The following is a 21,666-nucleotide window of genomic DNA, read 5'->3' as shown; positions in this document are numbered from 1 at the left end:
ATGACCTACTTTATTGATCGAAGGCCGAACGCGAAACATAAAAGCGCGGTAAACCGCCAGCGCTTTTTGGAGCGCTACCGTAAGCATATCAAGCGTTCGGTTGAAGAGGCCGTTAACCGCCGCTCGATTACCGATATGGAGCGCGGTGAGAAAGTCTCGATTCCGGCGAAGGATATCTCCGAGCCGGTCTTCCAGCATGGCCCGGGTGGGGCGCGGAATATCGTTTCACCCGGCAATAAAGAGTTTGTCGCGGGTGATAAAATCCGCCGCCCCAGTGGGCAAGGGGGCGGCGGTGGTGCAGGCGAGGGCGGCGCCTCTAATCAAGGTGAAGGCGTCGATGAGTTCGCTTTTACGCTGAGCCGCGAGGAGTTTTTGGAGTTTGTGTTTGACGGCTTAGAGCTACCTCATTTGCAGCGCAAACCGTTGAAATCGCTTGAAGAGGTCAAAATGGTGCGGGCGGGGCTCTCCCGGGACGGCGTGCCGTCGCGGATTAGCATTACCCGATCGATGCGCGAAGCCTATGCTCGGCGCATCGCTATGCGCGCGCCGATTAAACGGGCGCTAAAAGAGGCGCTGGAAGCGCTGGAGGCCGAAGAGCGCAAGGACACTGTACTGCGTAACCCCACCCGCATTGCCGAGCTGAAAGCCGAAATTGAGCGTTTGGAGAAGCGCATCGAGGGTGTACCGTTTATTGACACCTACGACCTGCGCTACCACCAGCTAAGCGCACAGCCCCAACCCTCCAATCAAGCGGTGATGTTTTGCGTCATGGATGTCTCCGGTTCGATGACCCAAAACCACAAAGACATCGCCAAACGGTTTTTCCTGCTGCTCTACCTGTTCTTGGAGAAGCACTACGAGAAAGTCGAGTTGGTTTTTGTGCGCCACCATACAGCCGCTCGGGAAGTCAGCGAAGAGGAGTTTTTTTACTCGCGGGAAACCGGCGGTACGATTGTTTCCAGTGCGCTGAATCTGGTGAATAAAATCATCGAAAAGCGCTATCCCGTTGGCCAATGGAATCTGTATGTGGCCCAGGCTTCCGATGGTGATAACTGGGACGATGACTCGAATATTTGCCGCGACTTATTGATCAAACAGTTAATGCCGCAGTTGCAGTACTACGCCTACGTTGAGATCACGCCTCATGACCATCAGTCACTGTGGCACGAGTACGAAAGTGTGGTGAAAGAGTTCCCCGAACGCTTTGCCATGCGCCAAATCGTGGAGGCGGGCGATATTTATCCGGTCTTTCGTGAACTGTTTAAGCGTCGCTTAAACCAGTCCTAGTGACCTTGTATACAGGTTAGTGACCGCGTTAAGAGGAGTGGGCTATGAGTGCGACCCGCAAGCGTAAGCCGATTGCTACCGGCTCCGATTGGAACTTCAGTGTGCTGGAGCGTTTTGATGCGGAGCTGGCCAGGCTCGCCGATGAGTATCGGCTGGATACCTATCCCAATCAGATAGAAGTCATCACTACGGAGCAGATGATGGATGCCTACGCCAGTGTGGGCATGCCGGTGGGCTATCACCACTGGTCATTTGGCAAGCAGTTTCTGGCCGTGGAGCAGGCGTATAAGCGCGGCCAGATGGGATTGGCCTATGAACTGGTGATCAACTCCGACCCCTGCATCGCTTATTTAATGGAGGAAAATACGCTGATGATGCAGGTGTTGGTGATGGCCCATGCCTGCTACGGTCACAACTCCTTTTTTAAGGGTAACTACCTGTTTCGCACCTGGACCGACGCCTCTTCAATCGTCGATTACCTGGTGTTTGCGCGCAAATATATCGCCCAGTGTGAAGAGCGTCACGGCGTGCAGGCCGTTGAGCAGTTACTGGATGCTTGCCATGCGCTGCAAAACTACGGGGTCGACCGTTACAAGCGCCCCTCGCCGATTTCTGCTGAGGAAGAAGCGAAGCGCCAGGAGGAGCGTGAGAGCTACCTGCAAACCCAGGTGAATATGCTCTGGCGTACCATTCCTGAGGCACCTATTAGCGATTCACCGCTGGCGGCGGGTAGCCTACATGCCGATGATGACCCACTAGGTTTGCACAGTGGCGGCCACTACCCCCCAGAGCCCCAGGAGAATCTGCTCTACTTCATTGAAAAAAATGCCCCGCTGCTGGCACCTTGGCAGCGTGAAATCGTGCGGATTGTGCGCAAGCTGGCGCAGTATTTTTATCCCCAACGGCAAACCCAGGTGATGAATGAGGGCTGGGCCTGTTTCTGGCACTACACCCTAATGAATCGGCTCTATGATGATGGTAATGTCGACGAGGGATTAATGCTGGAGTTTTTGCAGTCTCACGCGGCGGTCATTAACCAGCCAGCGTTTGATAATCCTCACTTCAGTGGGATTAATCCCTATGCGCTTGGCTTTGCCATCTTTATGGATATTAAGCGGGTCTGTGAATCTCCCACGGATGAGGATCGTGAGTGGTTTCCTGATATAGCGGGCACCCCATGGCGGGAAACGCTGGAGTTTGCGATGCGCAACTTTAAGGATGAGTCGTTTATTCAGCAGTTTTTATCGCCCAAGGTGATGCGTGATCATAAGCTGTTTTTGGTGGTGGATGACGATCAGATGGAAAACCTAGAAGTCGCCGCCATTCATAACGAACAGGGCTACCGTCAGGTTCGAGAAGCGCTTGCCACCCAGTACGCGCTATCAGTCCGGGAACCCAATATCCAAGTGGTCGAAGCGTCTATTCGCGGGGATCGTTCGTTAACGCTTCATCACGTGCAGGATAGCCGCCGTCCATTAGGGCGTAGCGTTTACCCGGTGATTCGCCATTTGCAGCAGCTTTGGGGGTTTCCCGTTCATCTGGTCTCTTTAGAAGAGGGGCGGGTAACGCGGCGTTTTCACTGGCCGGTAGAGGACGAGAGCCCGGCTTCTTAGCCACCGGTATGTTTCAAACAAAACTACCATCTTTCAAACAAAACTACCCCGCACATCAGGCGGGGTAGAGGTGTTCATGCGGCTAGCAGTTTTTGAACGCTTAAGCTTGGGCAGTCCAGGATTGGCACCAGCCCGTGGGGGATACGCTGTTCTCCGGAAATAGCTGACAACCTTGGTTATCGGCTTTGTAGAACATACAGTTATCGCAACGCTCGCCCTCTTCATAGGCCGGGTGATCGCTAGCTTCACTGGCGTCTTCTACATAGTTAAGTGCTTGGGCGTTACTTGCGGAAGGATCAAGACGCGGCAGCTCTTGGGCGAAAGCAGTTTTAGAAAGAATGCCAGCTCCCAGTGGAAGGGCGGCAAGGCCCAACATGCTGTTGCGCATAAAGTCACGACGGCTCTTATTAGCCATGATTTCTCCTTATCGTCACGGTCTGACGTTTGGTCACGTTATCGGGTGGTTATCCACCTCTTTGGGCTCCTTATAATCATCTAACCTGGAGCTCTTTGCTACATTTCTAAATCCTATACTTCAATTACATGCTAGCGGATGTACAAGGGTTGTGCGAATGCCCTTGCCGGTATAGCGACAATTGGTCACGCTGTCGCCGGATACTGCGCTCGCTGACTCGTCGCTGCTATACTCGGCGCTGTTTAAACACTTCTGTTTATGACCACTTTCTCTTAAGGGGCGCGCTATGCAAAACGCAGTCATTTTAATCAATACCGACAAAGGCCAGGTCAAGGCTGTGGCCGAGCGGCTGGCCGATGTGGAGGGTATTAGTGAGGTTTACTCAACCTGTGGGCGTTATGACCTGGTGGCGATTGCGCGCACTCGCGATTTTGAGAGCTTGGCAGAGCTTGTGACTGAGCGCTTAAACGCTGTGGAAGGTGTCAGTGATACGGAAACCCTAAATGCCATGCAGGTACACTCCCGCCATGACCTAGAAACGATGTTTTCATTAGGCTGGTAATCTGAACAGCTAATGCCGCCGTTGCGGTAATTATATTCATCATAAACGTGACATAAAACGATAGGCGCTGGTAAGCGTTGGCCAGGGAGTATGGGTGTTGGGGATATCGCTTTCGAGCTGGCGTCGGCAGGGTCGACGATTAGGCATTGCCGTGCTGTTTGTCGTTGTTGGGACAGGGCTATGGGAGTTTCAGGAGCGTCAGCATAAAGATGCCTATACCTGGATGGGCGTTCCTACATGGGAAGAGTTTAGCCCTACCACGATGCATCGGGTGCTGCGCAACGATGGCTACTTGGTGGGCTGGTCCGATGTGCGAGTTAATCCGCTATGGGTAAGCTATCAGGTTGAAGCGGTAGACGATTCGAGAATTGGTTCGCGACCTAATTTTCAAGCCGATTGGCGCACGCTATGGCCAGTTGGCACCGACAGCTATGCCGGTAGCGGCTACGACCGGGGCCATTTAGCGCCCAACTATGCGATCGCCGCCGTACATGGGCGTAGCGCCCAGGTCGACACCTTCCTTATGAGCAATATGACCCCGCAGCGGCCCAACCTGAACCGCCAGCTCTGGCAGCGGTTGGAAGAAGCGGTCATGGATCACTTTGCGCCGCGCTTTGATCGTTTACAGGTGATTACTGGCCCCGTTTTCCCAGAACGCTTTATGGATAATGTGTTCAACCGGGTAGGATTGGTCGAAGTGCCGGAAGCATTTTATAAAATCATCGTGGTGCCGCATAGCGAAGGGCCTCTCGCGCTGGCCTTCATCATGCCGCAAGACGTGCGCGGCAATGAGCCGTTAGATGACTACTTAGTGACCATCGATGAAGTTGAGGTACGCACAGGACTTGACTTCTTTCCAGACCTGACGCCACAGCTTGAGGCTGTACTGGAAGGTGAGTTGCGTATACAGGGGTGGGCACTTGAAGAAGTAGCGAAACGTCCGGGGCGGTATCAATAGCCGTTTACGTACTTAGTCGCTGGCATGCCTGGGTTTAGTTTGTATCCAGCACCCAATGGCGGAAGGCACGCATGGGCTCTGTCAGGTGTCGATGCTGTGGCGTAAAAAGCGATAGTTTTCCTCGGCTAGGTATGGTGAGGGGGAGTGCTTGAACAAGGTTGCCTTGTCGAAGCTCAGCATCTAAAAGTCGCATCCAGCCTAGGGTCACGCCTTGGCCGGCCAACGTAGCATTCATCAGTAGTTGGAAGCTGTTGGCGCGCAGCGTATGCAGGGGAGGCTGCCATTTCAGGCCTAGTTCACGGAACCATATTTCCCAGCTTAGCCAGTCGTGGTAATGATCTTCCACCACCATAAGTGTGTGATTCACCAGCAGATGCGCAGGCTCAATGCCATTGCCGTGGCGTTCCAGATAAATGGGGCTACAAACGGCTGCTACCCTTTCGTGTTCAAAAATGGCGTCAGCTACAAGGCCTGCTGGATCAACTTCATTGGGCACATGGTAATAAATGCCCAGGTCGAACTCCGCCAGGTCAAGGCGATGTGGGTCTTCTACCGTCAAGATGCGAATTTCGATGTTAGGGTACGCGCGCTGAAAGTCGGGCAATTGGCGCGCCAGCCAGATCGACGCAATGGTCGGGCTTGAGGCGAGTGTTAATTGTCTGTTGTCTCCACGCCGCCTGAGACGGGCAGTTTCATCGCCTAAATCGCGAAGAAGGCGTTGCACGACTCGAAAGTAGTGCTCTCCGGTTGGGGTCAGTCGCAGTCCTTCATGATGACGCTCAAAAAGAAGACGTCCGAGGTCATGCTCAAGGCGCTTGATTTGCCGACTAACCGCGCTTTGCGAGAGGTTTAGCTCGCTCCCGGCTTGCGTGAAGCTACAGTATCGTGCGGCAACCTCAAAGGCGCGCAGGCAAGATAGCGGCGGTAAAGCATCACGCATGGATCAAGCCTTAAAATAGGGAGTCAGTGGTCTCAAGCATACCATTGCCGAGCGGCGGCTGCCGCCCGGCTGGGTTGCAGAGGCTAGACGGCCGTACGGGGAATCTCTCGCTGCCACGATTTATCGCTCACCAGATGATCGTCTTCATAAGCTTGCTGCTCGGCATTCAGGTAAAACCTGTGTTCGTCGCAGCGCAGGTGATAGCGGCTAAATACGGTGACGGCAAAGCTGTTCTTCTCTCCTTCACGGCGAGCGCGGTAAACCCACTCGATATCTGCACGTGTCCGGGTAGCATCGTCAGGATGGCTGGTGTAAGTCTCCTTGGCGTACTGTTCAACCTGCAAGCCGTGTTCGAGAAACTGAATATCTCCCATGTCATCTTCAATGATGACGCTGACCTCGCCGCTGCCCACATCTTCGCTGATCGTGCGCTTGGGATGGCCGGTACGCAGTGTTTTTACAGGGCAGGGTGAGGCGCTTTCTGGCGGCTCGAAAGGCATGGAAATATAGGGTGCTTTGGATAGTGGCAGCTCCAGGCTAGGCGTACCTGCCTTGAGGGTCAGGTCTGCGCGCTTTTTAGGTGACCACACTAACGGGAAGCTGGCGCTGGAGAGGGCAATCCTCAAACGGTGGCCTTCGGGCAACCGATAGCCAATAAGATCCATGGCAAGCCTTACCTGCATGGGTTCACCAGGGATGGGAGGGGTAACTGTGCCCGTGTCGTTGCGCAAGTTTAGGTTAAGTGTGCCGTAGGTGATCAAAGCACTTTCACCGCTAGGCGAGACGTCGCATAGGCGTGCGTGCAGTTGGCCGCATGCCTCGCTACTTGCCAGCGTCAGTGAAACGCAAGGCTGCCCCAGAATATCGAGCCCATGTGCATAAGGTTCGGAATCAAATGTCAGTGACAGCGCATCGTCTCGGCGCTGGTCGGGTGGGAAGTCGGCTCCAAACCAGAGCGGAATGTACTCTCCCTGCAGTGCGCCAGTCGTAAGCGGCGATGCAATCAGTTGATCCTGGCCGAGGCGGGTGCTGGGTAAAAGGCCATGGTCACCCATGATTAGGGTAATGGATTCACTTTCGTCGTCCGGGACTGGCCAGCCATGAGTGCGAACCCACTGTCCCGGCCGCTCCTTATACTTCGGAGCGGGTGGAACGCCATCCTGAAGGTAAAAGGTGCAGGTAGGTTCGTCCATTACGCCGGTCTCAATACCTTTGAGCCAGTAATCCCACCAGCGCAGTGCTTCTTGTAGAAAGCCAATCGCCGGGTCAGGCAGCGCAAAGTGTGGATACTTGTGCATCCAAGGGCCCAGCAGCGCTTTTTTTGGGCATTGAAGATGCTCCATCATCCTAGGGATCGTATTGATATAGGAGTCGCCCCAGCCGCTTATCATGTAAACGGCCGCTTCAATGTCGGCATACCCCTCGCAGATAGAGCCGTGCTTCCAATACTCATCGCGATGCTGATGAGAGAGCCAAGTTTCAGCTAGCAGCGGCATATTATCGAGGCGAGACATCCACATGTCGCGCCATTTGTCGCTAACCAGTGCGGGGTCTGGCACCGCCGCCGAAAAACTAAGCATAGTGGCCGCCCAGCCTAGGTTCTCCAACAACATATTGCCGCCCTTGTAATGAATATCATCAGCATAGCGGTCATCGGTTGAGCAGAGCGTGATGATGGCTTTGAGCGGTTCGGGGCGCAGGGCGGCTACTTGCAGACTGTTAAAACCACCCCAGGATATTCCCATCATGCCGAGCTGGCCGTTACACCAAGGCTGGCTGGCAATCCACTCGATCACTTCAAGGGCATCTGCCTGCTCTTGAGGGGCGTACTCATCTTCCATCAGGCCATCTGATTCGCCGTTTCCACGCATATCTACTCGAACGCAGGCATAGCCGTGACCAGCGAAGTAGGGGTGAGTCAGTTCATCACGAATTGCGGTGCCATCGCGTTTTCGGTAAGGGAGATATTCCAGGATGGCTGGAACGGGCTGTGCTTCAGCGTCAACCGGTAACCAGATGCGTGCAGCTAAGCGGGTACCGTCAGTCAGTGGAATCCAAATGTTGTCTATTTCGCGGGTGCGATGCGGAAAATCCTGCTTGATAATCATGAGTCACGCTTGTTGCTGGTGAGTGTTGGAACACGACTAAGTTGATCCGGATTTTTTAGCCAGACCCAAAGCGAACTGGTTGCCATCAGCACGATGAAAAGCGCAGGAAGTCCGCCCAGGTTAGACAGCATTTTGACGCCATCAATGCCTACAAAACTCACCATCACCCAGGCGACGATACCGACAATCACCCCCCAGGTTACTTTCATGGTAATACCTGCATTGAGGTCTGAATCAGCTGTCAGCCCACGGGTGCAGAGATTGCCAATGGCATCGGTTTGAGAGTCGGCAGCCGTCACATAAGAGATATACGCAACGAACAGCAGCACTGGTATCCATAGCCCTGAAAGGGGTAGCTGCTGAAACAGCTCATAAAGCACATTTTCCACCCCACGGTCATTTAGGATGGTGTAAAGATCGACCCCGGTGTGGGCCTGATAGTAAAGCGCAGTTCCAGAAAAGATGACAATCCAGACGCTGGCGAATAGCGCTGGGTAGAGCAGGTTGACGCGAAGAAACTCTCGCACGGTGTAGCCGCGGGATATCTTGCCGAGAAACAGGGCGGCGACGGGGGCCCAAGAGAACCAAACGGCCCAATAAAATATCGACCACCATTGTGGCCACTGATCTTCACCCGCCGTGCCGGTAAACAGACTCTTAGTGAAAAAGCTATCGATGAACACACCAAACGACTCCACCCCGAGAGTCAGGCTGAAAATGGTGGGGCCCGCGATGAAAGCGAACACACCCAGAATAAGCAGCAGGACAGCATTAAGTGATGAAAATCGAGCAATGCCTTTTTGCAGCCCGCTGGCGGCGGAAAGCACGAACGTGGTCACGATAATGGCAACGATAACGCCAAGCCGTAGAGGGCTGGTTTCGCCACCCATGTATTGGCCTACGCCACCTGCAAGTGTCAGGGCGCCAGTGCCCAGCGAAGAAGCCATGCCAGCGACCAGGGCGTAGAGAGAAACCGCATCAATAAGTCCTGCAAAGCGTCTGATTCCTGGGCCGAAAAGTGGCTCCAACATGCTGGAAATAGAGAAGCGAAGACGCAGGTTGTAAAACGCTAGGGCAAAGATCAATGCAGGTACGGCATAAATAGCGTAAGGCGTGAACGTCCAGTGTAAAAACATGGTCGACATCGCAAACACCATGGCATCGCTTGAGCCAGCTTCCAGCCCACTGGAGCTTGGAGGGCTCATGAAATGATAAAGCGGTTCAGCGGTAGTCCAAAATAGAACACCGACGGCCAAGGTGGTGCAAAGGGTGATCGAGAACCAGCGTAAAGGTGATAAAAGAGGCTGTGCGGAAGAACCTCCAATGCGAACATGACCAATTGGAGAGAAATAAACGATAACCGCCATAATCAGAAGGTAAAGGCTGCCTAGACTGAACAGCCATGAGAAATTATGCAGGATTGCTTCATTTAGCCCGCTCGCAACGGCTAGAAAGGCCTCTAAATTAATATAGCTGGCAATGACTGCAGCAAATAGAACAAGAAATGTTGGCCAGAAGACCAACGGTCGCAGCGGTTTCATCGGCATACCGTTTTCCCTTTATCGTTATTGCTATGCAAAAATTTCATGGCATAACAACCTAACGCCATTACAGTCCTGACATAAAGCGAAGACTCGGAATGGGGGTATGCGCTGATTGCATGGGCCACCGATAGTTGGCAGGTCATTAAAGACAGCAAACGCTTGGAGTTAGGATCTAAGATATTCGCGATCAGGACGCCAGGATTTGAGGCGACTTAATTCGGGTGGAGATAAAGGGATGTAAGAAGATAAAAAAGGGGGGGAGTGAGAGTGGCAAAGTCTGGAGATACTATAAAGTATGGAGATACTATAATGATGCGGACTGGCCCATGTAAGTCATGGTGCCCAGGAGAGGACTTGAACCTCCACGTCCATACGGACACTAGCACCTGAAGCTAGCGCGTCTACCAATTCCGCCACCTGGGCGCATCATTTGAAGCGTAGTCGATAAACTCTGACTTTAACCACTTGCCGTTTGTGTTCGTATGGTGCCCAGGAGAGGACTTGAACCTCCACGTCCATACAGACACTAGCACCTGAAGCTAGCGCGTCTACCAATTCCGCCACCTGGGCGAACACAAACCTTAATTGCCTGCACCGTACTGCTTATACAAGTAGATAGTATAAAAGCAGTTTGGTGCCCAGAAGAGGACTTGAACCTCCACGTCCATACGGACACTAGCACCTGAAGCTAGCGCGTCTACCAATTCCGCCATCTGGGCAATTGGCGCGTATAATACCGGGGTGATGGTTAAATGCAAGACCCCTCATGCGCTTTTTATAAAGCAAAATGTATAAACAACGTCTAAGACGGTTGGGTGATTGAACGTGCAGCGCTATACTGCGCCTATGACTAAACAAAATCCTATTCATTTCAGCCTATCAAGCGTTGAAATATCCAGCCCGCAACGTACCGCGTTTGCGCCTTTTTTATGCCTCTCGCAAATGACGCCATTAAGGATGTTGATCGCATGAAGTATTGGACGTTAAGTGATGATCCGCACGCCGAGCGCGAGGCGCATAAATATGGCAACCCAGCACCGAGCCGGGAGTATCTGCTTGCTGCGTTAGAAAGCTATGGCAAGCCGATCACCCACGAAAATATGAGCCGTATGCTGGGGCTGGAAGATGAAGAACTTATAGAAGCCGTTAGGCGCCGTTTAGCGGCAATGGAACGCGATGGACAAGTGCTGCGTGACCGTCGGGGCGCCTACGCGCTGATCGACAAACTCGACCTGGTCAAAGGTAAGGTGCTCGGGCACCGCGACGGCTTTGGTTTCCTGCTGCGCGATGATGGTAAAAAACCAGACCTGGTGTTGCCGCCGCGCCAAATGCGGCGTGTTTTTCACGGTGACCATGTGTTGGCGCGCATTAGCGGGCGTGATCGCCGTGGCCGAGATGAGGCGACCATTGCAGAAGTTATCGCACGCAACACGCAAACCATCGTTGGCGTCTATCGCAGCAATACCCCCGAGTTTGGCATTCTGATCCCGGAAAATCCGCGTATCACTCAGGAAGTGATTATTCCCCATAGTGCTTGCGGTGGCGCTAAAGATGGCCAAGTGATCTCAGCTAAGATCGTCCAGCAGCCAGCCACCCGTGTGCAGCCGGTGGGCGAAGTGGTTGAAGTGCTGGGCGAGCGTATGGATCCCGGTATGGAAATTGATATTGCGATTCGCAGTTACGATATTCCTGCAGAGTTTCCGCCTGAAGTGCTCGATCAGATCGCCGGTATTTCAGCAGAAGTGCTGGAAGAGGATAAGCAAAACCGCGTCGATCTGCGGGATGTGCCGCTGGTTACTATCGACGATGAGTCTGCCAAAGACTTCGACGATGCGGTATGTGCCTGGAAAACCAAATCGGGTAGTTGGAAGCTGCTCGTCGCCATCGCGGATGTTTCCCATTACGTCCGCCCTGGTACGCCGCTGGACAATGAAGGCCGCACCCGGGGTAACTCTGTCTATTTCCCTGGCCAAGTCGTTCCCATGCTGCCCGAACTGCTGTCTAACGGGCTCTGTTCGCTGAACCCCCATGTGGATCGCCTGGTGCTGGTGTGCGAGATGAATATTTCGCAAACCGGTGCGATTAGCCGCTATCGCTTCTACGAAGCCGTCATGAATTCCCACGCTCGCCTTACCTATAACAAGGTAGCGGCGATTCTCGACGAGAAGAGCGAAGAGGGCGAGGCGCTACGCACAGAGCACAGCGAACTAGTTAAACCGCTGAAAAATCTGGAAGAGCTTTACTACTTGTTGCGTGAAGCGCGGGCTGAACGTGGCGCGATCGATTTTGATACCACTGAAACGGCGATCATCTTCAACGATGAGCGCAAAATCGAAAAAATCGTTCCGCGTAGCCGTAACAATGCCCATAAGCTAATTGAAGAGTGCATGCTGGCGGCCAACGTCGCGACCGCGCGTTTCCTGGATAAGCATGACCTGCCGGCGCTTTACCGTATCCACGAGCGGCCGACACCAGAGCGGCTTGATAAGCTGCGTCTGTTCTTGAACGAATTAGGTCTTGCGGTCGGCGGCGGCGATATGCCCACTCCGCAGGACTACCAGGCGCTGCGCGAAACGATTGCCGACCGCCCTGATTTCGATATCATCCAGACGGTTATGCTGCGCTCGATGAATCAGGCGGTCTATTCTCCGCAAAACGAAGGGCACTTTGGTTTGGCCTACCAGGCCTACGCCCACTTTACCTCGCCGATTCGTCGCTACCCCGACCTGCTGGTACACCGGGCCATTCGTTCGGTGATCCGCGGTCCGCGTCAGACCAATACGGTGCTTCGCGTCGAGGGTGCGCCGGTTGAGCCGCCAAGCAAGTGGTGTCCGTATACCTTCGAGCAGATGCTTGAGCTGGGTGAACACTGCTCAATGACTGAGCGTCGTGCCGACGAGGCCACTCGTGATGTTGAGAGCTGGCTGAAGTGCGAGTTTATGTCCGACAAGCTCGGCGAGACGTTCGAAGGCACCATTGCTTCGGTCACTCAGTTTGGTCTGTTTGTTCGTCTGGATGAGTTCTACGTGGAAGGCTTGGTTCACGTAACGTCGCTGCCTTCGGACTACTACCACTACGAAGCTGAGAAGCACCGCCTGAAAGGTGAGCGTACCGGCACGACCTACCGCTTGGGCGATGGTCTTACCGTCCAAGTGGCGCGCGTCGATATGGACGATCGTAAGATTGACTTTGGGCTAGGTGATGAAAAGCCGCGCCCACGCCGCCAGCCGCGCAAGAGCCGCGGTGGGGAAGAGGGTGCTAAAGGCGCTGGTGTTAAAGGTGAGAGTGGCAAAGCTGCTGGGAATAAGAACTCCAATGGCGAGAAGCCCGCTACACGTCGCGGCCCACGCCGTACGCGCAATGGCCCACGCAAACCATCACCGAATAAGGGCTGAGCATGAAGTCGGCATCTTCTCGGCGGGGGCCTAAGACCCCTGATGGTTTGGATCAGGTATATGGCGTTCACGCCCTGCAAAGTCTGCTAGACAGGGGCGAAGCACCCCGAGAGCTTTGGGTGCAGCAGGGGGCAGGGAGTCGCTTAAAAGAGCTGGTCTCCCACGCTCAAGCGCAAGGCGCTAAAGTGAAAGAGCAGCCGCGTGACCTGCTCGACCAGTTAACCCAGGGCGCAGCTCACCAGGGAGTGGTGGCGTTCTGTCACCCTTTAACTCCTGAAGGTGAAGAGTCGCTTTGGCTTAAGCTGCGCGCTTGGCCTTCGTCGACACCACCGCTTCTACTCATTCTGGATGGGGTGACGGACGTGCATAATTTTGGCGCCTGTCTGCGCAGCGCGGATGCCGCCGGTGCTCATGGGGTAATTGTGGCCAAGGATAAAGCCGCACCGCTCAATGCAACAGTGCGAAAAGTCGCGTGTGGCGCCGCCGAGGTGGTGCCGGTTTATCAAGTGACGAATTTGGCGCGGACCCTTGCTAAGCTGAAAGATGCTGGCGTCTGGATAACCGGTACGGCCGGCGAGGCGGAGGCGAGCGTCTTTGACATCGATATGACCGGCCCTACTGCACTTGTGATGGGAGCAGAGGGTAAGGGTATGCGGCGCTTAACTCGTGAAGCGTGCGACAACCTTGCTAAGCTGCCCATGGCGGGTGAAGTGTCTAGTCTCAATGTGTCAGTGGCTACCGGTATCTGCCTATTTGAGGCTGTTCGTCAGCGTCAGCTTGCAAGTTAGCCACTACCCTACTAAAATTCACGCGCCCGTTTGTCTGCAAGCGGGCGTTAGCTGTGAGAATTAGTAATTGAGACTGTCGTTGAAAAACTGTCGTTAAAAACAGTTGTTGAAATAAAAGTTCTGTTTGATGCCCCGGCAACTGTTTAACAGTGGCGGAGCACTTCAGTTAACTCCTTGCTTCCCTGTCGTCGTTCATTGCCTTTAGCAATAGCACACAAAGGAAGCTGTCAAACCGCAAGGAGATCCCATGCGTCATTACGAAATCGTGTTTATGGTCCACCCGGATCAAAGCGAGCAGGTGCCGGCGATGGTTGAGCGCTACACCAGCATCGTTACCGAAAACAGCGGCACTGTGCACCGTCTAGAAGATTGGGGCCGCCGTCACTTGGCTTACCCGATCAACAAGATCCACAAAGCCCACTACGTGCTGATGAACGTTGAATGTAGCGGCGAGACCCTCGACGAGATCGAGAATATCTTCCGTTACAACGACGCCATTATCCGCAGCCTGGTTGTTCGCTGCAAAGAAGCTGTTACTGAAGCTTCCCCGATGATGAAACCGGCAGAAGAAAAACGTCCGCGTCGCGAAGAAAAACCGCGCGCTGAAGAAGAAGAAACTGCCTGATTTTATTCACTGCACGTTTTAAGGAGCTAGTCCATGGCACGTTTTTTCCGTCGCCGTAAGTTTTGCCGCTTCACCGCTGAAGGCATCAAGCAGATCGACTACAAAGATCTGGACACGCTGAAGGCCTACGTAACCGAAACCGGCAAGATCGTTCCAAGCCGTATTACCGGCACCAAAGCACGCTATCAGCGTCAGTTGGCGACCGCTATCAAGCGCTCGCGCTATCTGGCACTGCTGCCCTACTCCGATAGCCACCAGTAAGCGTTTAACGTGATGCTGGCACTAGCCCGATGGCTAATGCGGGGCACGCCTTACGCTGCAGGCGGGGCGGCCCTGGCAACGCTAGTGCCTTGGCTGTTCTGGTTAGGAGCAGCTATCGCCGCGTTGGTGACTCTACGCAAAGGTTTTGCACCTGCGCTGCCAGTCATCATCGCTGCAGCACTACCAGCCGGCTGGTGGTGGGCCCAGGGAGACGTGATTCCGCTTGCTAGCATACTGCTGGTAACGCTGATGGCCGTTATCCTGCGCGAGAGGATGCGTTGGGGTGAAACCTTGATTGTGGGGACATTGGTCGCCGCCGTCATGGTTCAGCTTGGCATCTTCAGTCCGCCAGGTGGCACTGAGCTAATGCTTGAGCAATTGCGGGAAGGTTCAGAAGAAGTGGATCGCATGCTCACGGAATTTGCCAATCAAGGCTACGATACTCCAACTATTGCCGCACTGGTGGTGGGTGGAGTTACCGGGCTTGTGGTGCTGTTGGCAGCCATCGTGTGCTTGGCACTTGCGCGTAGTTGGCAGGCTGGGTTGTACAACCCAGGTGGCTTTCGCGAAGAGTTCCATGCACTGCGATTGACCCCTAAAGAACTGGCCGTGCTGGTCGTCATTGGGGTGATAGGTATGCTGCTAGGCGCTCATGCGCTGGCGATGCTTGGCTGGATTCCGCTGTTGGTAGCTGGCGTTGCGTTAGTGCACGGGTTTATTGGAATAAAGGGGATGAACGGGCTGTGGCTGGTAGCATTTTATGTGCTACTGATCACGACCTGGCCCACGATTCTCATTGTGCTGCTGTTGGGGCTGATTGATACATTCGCGAACGTTCGCGCACGCCTTGCCCGCAGCAACTGACAAGAGGTTTACGAGATGGAAGTCATTCTGCTCGACAACATTGGTAAGCTGGGCGGCCTGGGTGACAAGGTCACCGTGAAGCCTGGTTATGGTCGTAACTACTTGGTGCCTTACGGTTTAGCCGTACCGGCCACCAAAGACAACATCGAAGCGTTTGAAGCACAGCGTGCCGAGCTCGAAGCGCAAGCCGCTGAGCGTAAGGCAGAAGCCGAAACGCGCGCTGAGCAGTTAAACGACATCGAGCTGTCTCTGGTTTCCAAAGCAGGCGATGAAGGCAAACTGTTTGGTTCTATCGGTCCGCGTGACCTGGCCGACGCGATTTCCTCTGCTGGCATCGATGTTGCCAAGAGCGAAGTCCGTATGCCGACTGGCCCGATTCGCCAAACCGGCGAATACGACATCACCCTTCACTTGCACGCTGAAGTGGATGCTGTTGTACGCGTTGTGGTAGTTGCAGAGTAATTGAGAGAGTAATTAAGTTAGTAACGATGTAATGTGGTTACTAACTGTAGCTAATATAGCTGCCTCAAAAGGCGCGGGTATCTTCCCGCGCCTTTTGTTTTTCTGGTATTGGCTATTTCCGGATATTGCCTAAATTATCTAGTTCATCCTGGCTGGGTATTTTAAGACAATGTCGTCATCATGCTGGTAGTCGCGCTGTATGCCGGCGGCTAATATAAGCATCTTCACCGGCTACGCAGTAGTGTTTAAAGGAGCTCGCTATGCAGGACCAGCCTTCTGCTGATAAAGAAACGGCAGCGTTAAAACTGCCGCCGCATTCATTGGAGGCAGAGCAATCGGTACTCGGCGGGCTCATGCTAGACAATCAGGCCTGGGATAACGTCTCAGAGCGGTTAGTGGCTGATGATTTCTACCGCTATGAGCACCGTTTGGTGTTTAACGTGATGATGCATCTGGCTGAAGCCGGTCAGCCATTAGATGTGGTGACGCTTTCCGAAGCGCTAGAAGCGCGTGATCATTTGGATACGGTAGGCGGTCTGGCGTTTCTGGCTGAACTGGCCCGTAACACACCCTCTGCCAGTAATATTCGCGCCTACGCGGATATCGTGCGTGAGCGGGCAACGCTGCGTAAGCTGATCCGTGCCGCCAATCAAATTGCCGATAGTGCCTTTACCCCCCAGGGGCGCCCGGCTGATGAATTGCTCAACGAAGCCGAGCGGTTGGTATTCCAGATTGCTGAGGAGCGTCCAAAAACGGGCGGCCCTATCGGCATGAGTGATCTATTGACCAAAGCCGTTGATCGCATTGATGAGCTGTTTAACCTTAAAGGGGAGATGACCGGGCTTTCCACCGGTTTTCGTGACCTGGATGAAATGACCACCGGTTTACAGCCTTCGGATATGGTGGTGATTGCAGGACGCCCCTCAATGGGTAAAACCACTTTCGCTATGAATCTGGTTGAGCATGCCGTTATTTCCAGCGACAAGCCGGTCATGGTGTTCTCCATGGAGATGCCAGCCGAATCGCTAATGCTGAGGATGCTGTCGTCGCTGGGCAGGATCGATCAAACCCGCGTGCGTACCGGTCAGTTGGAAGATGAGGATTGGCCGCGCTTAACCTCCGCTGTCAATCTGCTCAAAGACAAGCAGTTGTTTATTGATGACACTGCCGCCTTGTCGCCTAACGAAATGCGCTCACGGTTGCGCCGCGTGGTGCGTGAACATGGCAATATCGCGCTGGTCATGATCGATTATCTTCAGTTAATGCAGATTCCCGGCTTTAACGAAAACCGCACCGGTGAGATTTCCGAGATTTCGCGCTCCTTGAAGGGGTTGGCGAAAGAGTTTAATTGCCCTGTTGTGGCACTTTCTCAGTTGAACCGCTCCTTGGAGCAACGTCCCAACAAGCGTCCGGTCATGTCGGATCTTAGGGAATCCGGAGCGATTGAGCAGGATGCGGACGTCATTGCCTTCGTTTATCGCGATGAAGTCTATAATCCAGATAATCCCGACAATCAGGGTATTGCTGAGTTAATTATCGGTAAACAGCGTAATGGTCCTATCGGCACGGTGCATATGGCGTTTATCGGCAAATATACTCGCTTCGAGGATTTGGCCCCGGATAGCTACGGTCAAGCGTTCGGCGACTAGATTTGTAAAGACAGCTTTGTGATGAGTCACTTGAGGGTGGGGAGCGAGTTCGTATAATGCCCCACCCACGATATGTAAAAAACGGGAGCAGCAAATGGCAGGTGGATTTCGGCGCGGTAACCGGCAGCGTCTTCCTAAGTTAGAAGGTCGCGGTGAACTAGAGGCGATAGAGCGAGAAGGCCCTTTCAAAGAGTGGTTGGGTATGCCAGATCTGTATCGCTACCATTTGGTTGTGGCAGGCGAGAAGTATAGCTACCAGACCGAAGACGGCGAGTTACCCGTTACGGTGGGGGACAAAGTAGTGTTCCGCTACAAAGAGACTAAAGGCGGAAACTGGATTGATCGCAATTCGCTTGGCAAGGCTATCGACCCCTCTGAATATCAATGATCGATTGATGTCTTGACCTTCCGGTCAGGAACTCTCTTGCACTATTGGCCTCCTAGCTATTAATGTCTAGTTATTGCTTATTGTCATTATATTGCAATGGCGGGGCAACTGAAGTGTCATGGGGCGCAGTCATGCTGTGCCCTGACGACATGCCGTCTGAAATAACGTATTAATATTAAATAGACGAATAATAGGAGTGAACCATGGAGCTTAAGGATCTTAAGCAGTTTGTCGCCAGTCACGACAACTTTGAAATTCGCGTGATTACCCATTCGGGCAGCCGTTTTTATCAGGTTGAGCTGGAAGACGTTGAAGGCGAGCGCCATATGTTGACTCAGCGTGCCAAGCCGATGCTGTTTCGCTCGCTGGATGATGCCTATATGGATCTCAAGCGCGCCGGAATTCACCGTGCTTACCTGGTACAGCATGTGCCACACGACGAAGTGATTGGCCGCGATGCACACTACAGTGAGCCGCTGACATCGCGTATGCCGCTTGTTTTTTAACGCCATTCTTACCCATCAACGTTTAGCCTGACGCTTTTCCCACCACTGCCCAAGCCGAATTCGGCGACGGGCAAAAAATCGGTAACCGGCATTCATTACGCCGCGTACTCCCGGTAAGCACGAAAGCTTCACCAGCCGCCGGTAGCCCAACACTGCATAGAGGGCACGGCTGGCATCCATGCCGATGTACCAATTTCCTTGGCTATCACTCAGGTGTAATTGCCCCATCATGGCGTTAAATTCCTGCCCGTATGATTTGGCGTTAAAGCCACTGGCCTGGATATCTATCAGCGCAATGTGTTCCCGATGACGATGCTTTTCCAGCCATGCAACTTCTTGCTGACAAAAAGGGCAATGGCCATCATGAAACAGCGTGACAGGGGGCGATGCCTCAAGCGGTGAATAGCGGTTCATCGTTAATCCTTATTGGCTTTTGGTTGTGGAGTTTGCATAGCCTGCGGTGTGGCAGGGTTGCCCATAGCCCGGCGATGTCTCCAGTTGATCTAAAAAGTGCTCAGCCTGTTGGCGGATAGCCTCGCGCTTCTCATCGGCCATGCGATTGAGCGAGCCGTAAATCAGCTTCATGCGCGGATTCTTATTCAAGCGTTCAGCGTTGGTTTCAAGAAAGTGCCAGTAAAGGCTGTTGAAAGGGCAGGCCTTGGGGCCAGTGACCTGCTTGGGGGAATAACGGCAGTGCTGACAATGGTCGGACATTTTGTCGATATATTTACCCGAGGCGCAGTAAGGCTTGGAGCCCATTAAACCGCCGTCGGCATGCAACACCATTCCCAAGGTATTAGGCAGTTCCACCCACTCGCTGGCATCGGCATAAACCGCCAAGTACCAGTCACAAAGCGCTTCGGGTTTAACCCCGCACAGTAGGGCGAAATTGCCCGTGATCATCAGCCGCTGAATATGATGGGCGTAGCTATTGTCGATGGTCATCTGAATAGCGCGCTGTAGGCAGCGCATATCGGTATCAGCATCCCAGTAAAATGCTGGCAGATCGCGCTCAAAACCTAGCTGATTAGTGCTTTTGTAGCTGGGCATCTGTGTCCAGTAGAGCCCTCGCACGTACTCGCGCCAGCCCAGTATTTGGCGGATAAACCCTTCGACGGCGTTGATCGGCACGTCGCCGTCATAGTAGCGCTGCTCGGCGGCTTCGCAGACTTCCTGGGGCGACAGCAGGCCGATATTCATCGCGGCTGAGAGCCGCGAGTGATAAAGATAGGGCGCTGAATCGCTAATAGCATCCTGATAGCGGCCAAAATCAGCCAGTCCATGGTCTATAAAATGCTTGAGATCCACTAATGCCTGCCGCCGTGTCACCGGAAGGTTAAAGTTCGCCAATGTACCCATATGATCGCTAAAGTGGCGTTCGGCATCAGCCAGTGCGGCTTTGGTCAGTACATCCTGGCGATGTTGGGGTAGCTCAGGGAAATCCAGTGCGGCTTTGATAGGTTGGCGATTGTCGTGGTCAAAATTCCACTTGCCGCCAACGGGTTCGTCGCCCTCCATCAAGTACCCGGTGCGCTTGCGCTGTTCCCGGTAAAAGTATTCCAGGCGCAGCTGTTTGCGGCCTTTGGCCCAGTTAGCGAAATCATCGGGGGTGGTGAAAAAGCGCTCGTCCTCAAGTAGCCGCCACGGAATCGTTGCGTGTTGGCGTTGCTGCATCGCCTCCCATAGCCGCCATTCGCCAGATCGGGCAACGCGTATCTCATCGCAACCATACTGTTGAGCGATGCGTTCGGCTTCCTCTATGAGAGAGTGGCAGTTATCCGCATCACCCAGAGCGCTGTAGTGGACCTGAAAGTCTTTTTCGCGCAACGCCTGGGCAAAGTGACGCATGGCGGCTAAAAAGAGGCCGATTTTATGAATATGATGGGGCACATAGCGCGCTTCCTCGGCGACTTCGCACAGGGCAACCACGGCATTGTCGGGCGCGTTCTGTAGCGTTGTGAGTGAAAAAGTGAGCTGATCGCCGAGCACCAAAAGCAAAGGCTTGGACATGAGTTGACCTGTAGCTGTACAAATAATGTCGATAGTATAACTTTATGCCGCCACTTTGCCGAAAAGTGGTAGGATTTAGTTAGTTTTTATTGATTTTAGTGACACCGCTATTTTTCAGGAGCATGAGTAATGACCGAAAATGTCGTCAAGGACCAGCCGGGCGAGGGCCGCTTGGCCCATGCACCCAGCGATCATCCGCCGGTACCACGTGCAAAAGTGGGTGTCGTGCTAGCGAACTTGGGAACCCCGGATGCCACCGACTACTGGTCAATGCGTCGCTACCTCAATGAATTTCTTTCTGATAAGCGCGTGGTCGACTATGCGGGTTGGAAATGGCAGCCGTTGCTACAACTGATTATTCTGACTAAGCGTCCATTCTCGTCGGGCAAGGCCTACCGGGGGATCTGGAATAATGAAAAAAACGAAAGCCCGCTGCTGACGACGACGCGTGCCCAGGCCGAGAAGATGACCACACGTTTAAAAGCGCTTTACGGTGACGATGTTGAAGTCGATTTCTGCATGCGATATGGAAACCCCTCGACTGAAAGCGTGCTGACGCGATTAAAAGAGAAGGGCTGTGAGCGAATCGTGTTTTTCCCGCTCTACCCCCAATACGGTTCCCCGACTACGGCAACGGCGAATGATCAGGCGTTTCGTACCCTGATGAAAATGAAGTGGCAGCCTTATATACGTACGGTGCCCGCTTATTTTGAACATCCTGCTTACGTTCAGGCGTTGGCCAACTCGGTGCAAGAAGCCTACGACGGTTTCTCGACCCGGCCGACCAAGCTGGTTGCCAGCTACCATGGCGTTCCAGAGCGCTACCTGATGGAGGGTGATCCTTATCACTGTCAGTGCCAGAAAACTACGCGCCTGCTCCGCGAGAAGCTTGGTTTTAGCAAAGAGGAAGTGGATACCGCTTTCCAGTCGCAGTTTGGCCCCGAGAAATGGGTCGGCCCGCAAACCGTGAAACATGTGGCGGAACTTGCCAAACAGGGGCATAAACACATTGCGATTATGTCGCCTGCCTTCTCCTCTGATTGTGTCGAGACCCTGGAGGAAATCGAAGAGGAAATCCGCGATAGCTTTATGGAAGCGGGTGGCGAAACGTTTAGCTATATCCCTTGCCTGAATGATCGCGATGACCATATCGATGCTCTGCTAGCCGTTATCAACAACGAGCTCTCAGGATGGCTATCAGCCCCTAACCCTAACGTTTAGTGAATTATCTGTCGTAACTGATAGCTAACAGCAGCCGCCCTGCGAGATAAATCGTTGTGCGGCTGTTTGC

At 53.6% G+C, this 21,666-nt stretch carries 20 protein-coding genes and 3 tRNA genes; 14 read left to right on the top strand and 9 right to left on the bottom strand.

Annotated elements, in window-relative coordinates; all coding sequences use genetic code 11:
- Together QEN58_RS12790 and QEN58_RS12785 are read left to right on the top strand one after the other, a co-directional pair.
- Positions 1-1,287 carry a YeaH/YhbH family protein gene (locus tag QEN58_RS12790; RefSeq protein ID WP_280104017.1) on the top strand — a complete coding sequence of 429 codons (1,287 nt, stop codon included), beginning with the start codon at positions 1-3 and terminating at the stop codon, positions 1,285-1,287.
- Positions 1,288-1,331: 44 nt separating this feature from the next.
- Positions 1,332-2,900: a SpoVR family protein gene (locus QEN58_RS12785; RefSeq protein ID WP_280104016.1), complete on the top strand. Its 1,569-nt coding sequence runs from the start codon at positions 1,332-1,334 to the stop codon at positions 2,898-2,900.
- A gap of 100 nt (positions 2,901-3,000) precedes the next feature.
- Here QEN58_RS12785 and QEN58_RS12780 read toward each other — a convergent pair whose 3' ends face one another.
- On the bottom strand, positions 3,001-3,315 hold the full coding sequence (locus QEN58_RS12780) for a high-potential iron-sulfur protein (protein ID WP_280104015.1): 315 nt from the start codon (positions 3,313-3,315) through the stop codon (positions 3,001-3,003).
- Between the two features lie 286 nt (positions 3,316-3,601).
- Here QEN58_RS12780 and QEN58_RS12775 point away from each other — a divergent pair, with 286 nt between their 5' ends.
- Together QEN58_RS12775 and QEN58_RS12770 are read left to right on the top strand one after the other, a co-directional pair.
- On the top strand, positions 3,602-3,877 hold the full coding sequence (locus tag QEN58_RS12775) for an Lrp/AsnC family transcriptional regulator (RefSeq protein WP_280104014.1): 276 nt from the start codon (positions 3,602-3,604) through the stop codon (positions 3,875-3,877).
- A gap of 97 nt (positions 3,878-3,974) precedes the next feature.
- Positions 3,975-4,835, top strand: a complete 861-nt coding sequence (locus QEN58_RS12770; protein ID WP_280106938.1) for a DNA/RNA non-specific endonuclease — start codon at positions 3,975-3,977, stop codon at positions 4,833-4,835.
- A gap of 34 nt (positions 4,836-4,869) precedes the next feature.
- On the opposite strand, the gene QEN58_RS12765 is transcribed toward QEN58_RS12770, so the two are convergent.
- The 6 genes from QEN58_RS12765 to QEN58_RS12740 all read right to left on the bottom strand — a co-directional run bounded on the left by QEN58_RS12765 (position 4,870) and on the right by QEN58_RS12740 (position 10,146).
- Positions 4,870-5,775, bottom strand: a complete 906-nt coding sequence (locus QEN58_RS12765) for a LysR substrate-binding domain-containing protein (RefSeq protein ID WP_280104013.1) — start codon at positions 5,773-5,775, stop codon at positions 4,870-4,872.
- A gap of 83 nt (positions 5,776-5,858) precedes the next feature.
- Positions 5,859-7,883 (bottom strand): CocE/NonD family hydrolase, encoded by a 2,025-nt coding sequence (locus tag QEN58_RS12760; protein WP_280104012.1) that lies wholly within the window; start codon positions 7,881-7,883, stop codon positions 5,859-5,861.
- On the bottom strand, positions 7,880-9,430 hold the full coding sequence (locus tag QEN58_RS12755) for a BCCT family transporter (protein WP_280104011.1): 1,551 nt from the start codon (positions 9,428-9,430) through the stop codon (positions 7,880-7,882). Before QEN58_RS12755 ends, QEN58_RS12760 begins: the two co-directional genes overlap by 4 nt.
- Positions 9,431-9,763: 333 nt before the next feature.
- Positions 9,764-9,850 (bottom strand) — tRNA-Leu (locus tag QEN58_RS12750).
- A gap of 60 nt (positions 9,851-9,910) precedes the next feature.
- Positions 9,911-9,997 (bottom strand) — tRNA-Leu (locus QEN58_RS12745).
- A 62-nt stretch (positions 9,998-10,059) separates the two neighbouring features.
- Positions 10,060-10,146, bottom strand: a tRNA-Leu gene (locus QEN58_RS12740).
- Between the two features lie 249 nt (positions 10,147-10,395).
- On the opposite strand from QEN58_RS12740, the gene rnr reads away from it, so the two are divergent.
- The 9 genes from rnr (at position 10,396) to QEN58_RS12695 (ending at position 18,365) form a co-directional block, all read left to right on the top strand.
- The gene (gene rnr / locus QEN58_RS12735; RefSeq protein ID WP_280104010.1) at positions 10,396-12,822 is read left to right on the top strand and encodes a ribonuclease R; all 2,427 of its coding nucleotides are present in this window, start codon (positions 10,396-10,398) and stop codon (positions 12,820-12,822) included.
- Positions 12,823-12,824: 2 nt separating this feature from the next.
- The gene (gene rlmB / locus QEN58_RS12730) at positions 12,825-13,610 is read left to right on the top strand and encodes a 23S rRNA (guanosine(2251)-2'-O)-methyltransferase RlmB (protein ID WP_280104009.1); all 786 of its coding nucleotides are present in this window, start codon (positions 12,825-12,827) and stop codon (positions 13,608-13,610) included.
- A gap of 247 nt (positions 13,611-13,857) precedes the next feature.
- Positions 13,858-14,235, top strand: coding sequence for a 30S ribosomal protein S6 (rpsF, locus tag QEN58_RS12725; RefSeq protein WP_007113338.1), 378 nt, complete (start codon positions 13,858-13,860; stop codon positions 14,233-14,235).
- A gap of 33 nt (positions 14,236-14,268) precedes the next feature.
- Entirely contained in the window at positions 14,269-14,496 is a 228-nt protein-coding gene (rpsR, locus tag QEN58_RS12720; RefSeq protein WP_007113337.1) for a 30S ribosomal protein S18, read from the top strand.
- Between the two features lie 12 nt (positions 14,497-14,508).
- Positions 14,509-15,360 carry a hypothetical protein gene (locus tag QEN58_RS12715; protein ID WP_280104008.1) on the top strand — a complete coding sequence of 284 codons (852 nt, stop codon included), beginning with the start codon at positions 14,509-14,511 and terminating at the stop codon, positions 15,358-15,360.
- 15 nt (positions 15,361-15,375) lie between these two features.
- Positions 15,376-15,822, top strand: coding sequence for a 50S ribosomal protein L9 (rplI, locus tag QEN58_RS12710; RefSeq protein ID WP_071693785.1), 447 nt, complete (start codon positions 15,376-15,378; stop codon positions 15,820-15,822).
- 260 nt (positions 15,823-16,082) lie between these two features.
- Positions 16,083-17,471, top strand: coding sequence for a replicative DNA helicase (gene dnaB / locus QEN58_RS12705; protein ID WP_280104007.1), 1,389 nt, complete (start codon positions 16,083-16,085; stop codon positions 17,469-17,471).
- A gap of 94 nt (positions 17,472-17,565) precedes the next feature.
- Positions 17,566-17,859 carry a hypothetical protein gene (locus QEN58_RS12700; protein WP_022522725.1) on the top strand — a complete coding sequence of 98 codons (294 nt, stop codon included), beginning with the start codon at positions 17,566-17,568 and terminating at the stop codon, positions 17,857-17,859.
- Between the two features lie 203 nt (positions 17,860-18,062).
- Positions 18,063-18,365, top strand: coding sequence for a DUF6482 family protein (locus tag QEN58_RS12695; protein ID WP_280104006.1), 303 nt, complete (start codon positions 18,063-18,065; stop codon positions 18,363-18,365).
- Positions 18,366-18,380: 15 nt separating this feature from the next.
- On the opposite strand, the gene QEN58_RS12690 is transcribed toward QEN58_RS12695, so the two are convergent.
- Together QEN58_RS12690 and QEN58_RS12685 are read right to left on the bottom strand one after the other, a co-directional pair.
- Entirely contained in the window at positions 18,381-18,779 is a 399-nt protein-coding gene (locus QEN58_RS12690) for a thiol-disulfide oxidoreductase DCC family protein (RefSeq protein ID WP_280104005.1), read from the bottom strand.
- Positions 18,780-18,788: 9 nt separating this feature from the next.
- Entirely contained in the window at positions 18,789-20,375 is a 1,587-nt protein-coding gene (locus QEN58_RS12685; RefSeq protein WP_280104004.1) for a cryptochrome/photolyase family protein, read from the bottom strand.
- Between the two features lie 129 nt (positions 20,376-20,504).
- On the opposite strand from QEN58_RS12685, the gene hemH reads away from it, so the two are divergent.
- Complete coding sequence (gene hemH / locus QEN58_RS12680; RefSeq protein WP_280104003.1) at positions 20,505-21,596, top strand: ferrochelatase; 1,092 nt, start codon at positions 20,505-20,507, stop codon at positions 21,594-21,596.
- The last annotated feature ends 70 nt before the right edge of the window (positions 21,597-21,666 follow it).

The organism is Halomonas alkaliantarctica (assembly GCF_029854215.1).
Classification (GTDB): domain Bacteria; phylum Pseudomonadota; class Gammaproteobacteria; order Pseudomonadales; family Halomonadaceae; genus Vreelandella; species Vreelandella alkaliantarctica_A.
This window is presented reverse-complemented; position numbering and strand designations above follow the sequence as displayed.